The organism is Tissierellales bacterium, assembly GCA_025210965.1.
Taxonomy (GTDB): domain Bacteria; phylum Bacillota; class Clostridia; order Tissierellales; family JAOAQY01; genus JAOAQY01.
Window position 1 is genome coordinate 1 of sequence record JAOAQY010000180.1, and the last position, 2,539, is coordinate 2,539.

Annotated in this window: 3 protein-coding genes; 1 reads left to right on the plus strand and 2 read right to left on the minus strand. The window is 28.2% G+C overall.

Annotated elements, in window-relative coordinates; translation table 11 throughout:
• Positions 1–223 (plus strand): hypothetical protein (locus N4A40_12480; protein MCT4662669.1); only part of this gene is annotated, 223 nt, incomplete at its 5' end.
• A gap of 69 nt (positions 224–292) precedes the next feature.
• Here the strand turns inward: N4A40_12480 and N4A40_12485 are convergent.
• Both N4A40_12485 and N4A40_12490 read right to left on the minus strand, forming a co-directional pair.
• Positions 293–1,861, minus strand: coding sequence for a S41 family peptidase (locus tag N4A40_12485; GenBank protein ID MCT4662670.1), 1,569 nt, complete (start codon positions 1,859–1,861; stop codon positions 293–295).
• A 455-nt stretch (positions 1,862–2,316) separates the two neighbouring features.
• The coding region (locus N4A40_12490; protein MCT4662671.1) for a YjiH family protein at positions 2,317–2,539 on the minus strand (223 nt) is incomplete at its 5' end.

Genomic DNA, 2,539 nt, shown 5'->3' on the forward strand with positions numbered 1-2,539 from the left:
AGGTTACAATATTTGGATTCAATTGCCTACTTACATTTCTACTGAAAAATTGCTTTTTGACAAAGCTTATCCTCTAGGTATTACTTTTCTTCCAGGTGCAATTTGTTATCCTAGTGAATCCAAACACAATGAACTTAGAATCTCTATTACTTATCTTTGCGATAGTGATTACGAGAAAGCTTTAAACAATCTATGTGATTTAATATTGCAAGCTTTGTTATAATATTTTAAATACTCATAGCAAAATAAAAGGTTACAAAAATCCTTAGATTTCTATAACCTTTTATTTTTATTATGATTTTATAATTTTTTCAATAACTGAATTTAATATTTCATCTTCACTTTCATCTACATAGTAATTGGGCGAAACTTTAATGTATTCATCTGGTTGCACACCATGTAAATCCATTAGTTCTCCATTAGCTTTATAGGAAATCATTCGTCCCATTTTACATGGAATTGCTGAATTTGGAAGATAGAAAGTAGAACTTGACGAACTACCACCCCCTGTTGGTCTTCCAACTAAAGTTACGTTGTCTAATTCTTTCAGTATAGTTGCAAATATATCAGCTGCACTAAATATTCCTTCATCAATTAATAAATAAACAGGTTTTTGATATGTTGGAATATTTTTATTTTTCTTACTTATAACCATATAATAATTATCGCTAAATTGATTTTTATCTACGATATACTCTGGCCTAAAGCTTTTTTCAAAATCTTCTATAGCTCTCATCTCTTTATCTGTAAAATGATTACTATCCTTTTTATATAACATTCTATTATTCAAGCTTGATTGAATCCTTTCATTCATTTCATCATCTTCTGAAATTTTATGACGTGCAACATTAGCAATTTTGATTTCATCTTCATTCACTAAATAGTTAAGAAACTCTGTATACGATTTTCTTGTACCTCCTCCATTGTTACGAATATCTATAATCAATGCATCTGTATCTAAAAATTGTGGCATCCATTTTTCTATATCTGGCTTTACTGTATCTGGACGCATTTGAGCAATTCTCAGATATCCAATGTTTTGTTTTTCAGTTTGTATTATCCTAGATTCTGCTTCTTCAATTCTTTTTAAATCATCTTCGGGAATTTCAGATGATATTTCATATGTTTTCTCTAGTTTTTCCCCGTTTTCTGATTCTAAAACAACATCAATCTTTTCCAAAGGCTCTAATCCCAATTTTACCATTAGCTCATCAAATGCCCTCAATTGTCTATATGCTCTATAATTGTTTCTTTGTGACGAACCACTTGGATAAAATTTTGAAGTTAATCGTATCCATTCTTCAATAGTTTTCCCTTGTATTTCTGTAATATATGGATATTCCTGTTCTAAAAAACCACTTCTATCTGATTTAGTTGCAACAAATTTATTCTCGATAAAATCAAAGTTGAATGGAAGATACCTATTTTCAAAAGAAGATAACTTATCTTTCATAACTTTTGAATAATAGTCTCTTGGAGCTTTTCCAACAACTGCATGTCCGTCAATATATTTATTAACAATTTCTTCAATACCAGTTTGTAACTCTAAATAATTTAATCCATCATTTTCTCTACTTATCTTATCTAATTTGCTTATTTCGTCATTAATATCTACATCATTCACGTCTGAATATGGGAAAACATTAATAACATACTTTTTGAATATTTCTAGATCTTCTTTAACCTGCGTCTCAGTAAATTTATGATCCCAAGCAAACTTCTTTTCTTTTTGTGTTTGTTCTTCTTCTCTTAATTGTTCATTTTCTTGCATTTGTGAATAATAATCGTATCCTAGTTTCCCTGTAAATAAGATTAAAATGCTTAAAACGATAAATATAAATGTATTTCTTTTCTTTTTCATTTCTTCCTCTCCTTACAAATCATTATATTGGTCATATGTCCACCAGCTCTTTTATCAAAAATCTATTTGATAAAATTATTCTAAATTTCAAAAAACAAAACCTATCATTCTAGATTCTATAGAATATATATTTTCAAAAATATATTCCCTATTTGGGAACATGTTTTCTAGTTCTAATTTTATATTATTTGACTTTGCTGAGACTATAAAACCTAGCTTATTAGAAAATCTAATACTTGCACTTCCTAAATAACTATATTTATATAATGACATAAAAAAACAGCGCAGTCAATGCTATATTCTATAGAATATTTAATTCTTTGTTTCAAAATCAATTTTTTCATTATATAAACAATCATTTCCACTACTATAAACTACTAATCAAACTACTAATCAAAAAAACTCCTCAACCAATAATTGTTGAGGAGTTCTATAATTCAAATATTTATAAACTTCTAAAAGAACATATTTGCCATAAGAACTACTACTGGCAATGTTATAATTGTTCTCTCCAAGAATATGATAATCAAGTCTGAAATTTTAACTGGAATCTTAGATCCTAGTAACAATCCACCAACCTCTGACATGTAAATTAATTGTGTTACTGATACTGCAGCTATTATAAACAATGTCATTGGATTTTGAATAGTTCCAGCTGCAATTACAGATGGTAAGAAC

Coding starts and splice junctions, on each gene's coding strand:
- N4A40_12485 (MCT4662670.1), bottom strand. CDS start 1,861: ATGAAAAAGAAAAGAAATACATTTATATTTATCGTTTTAAGCATTTTA.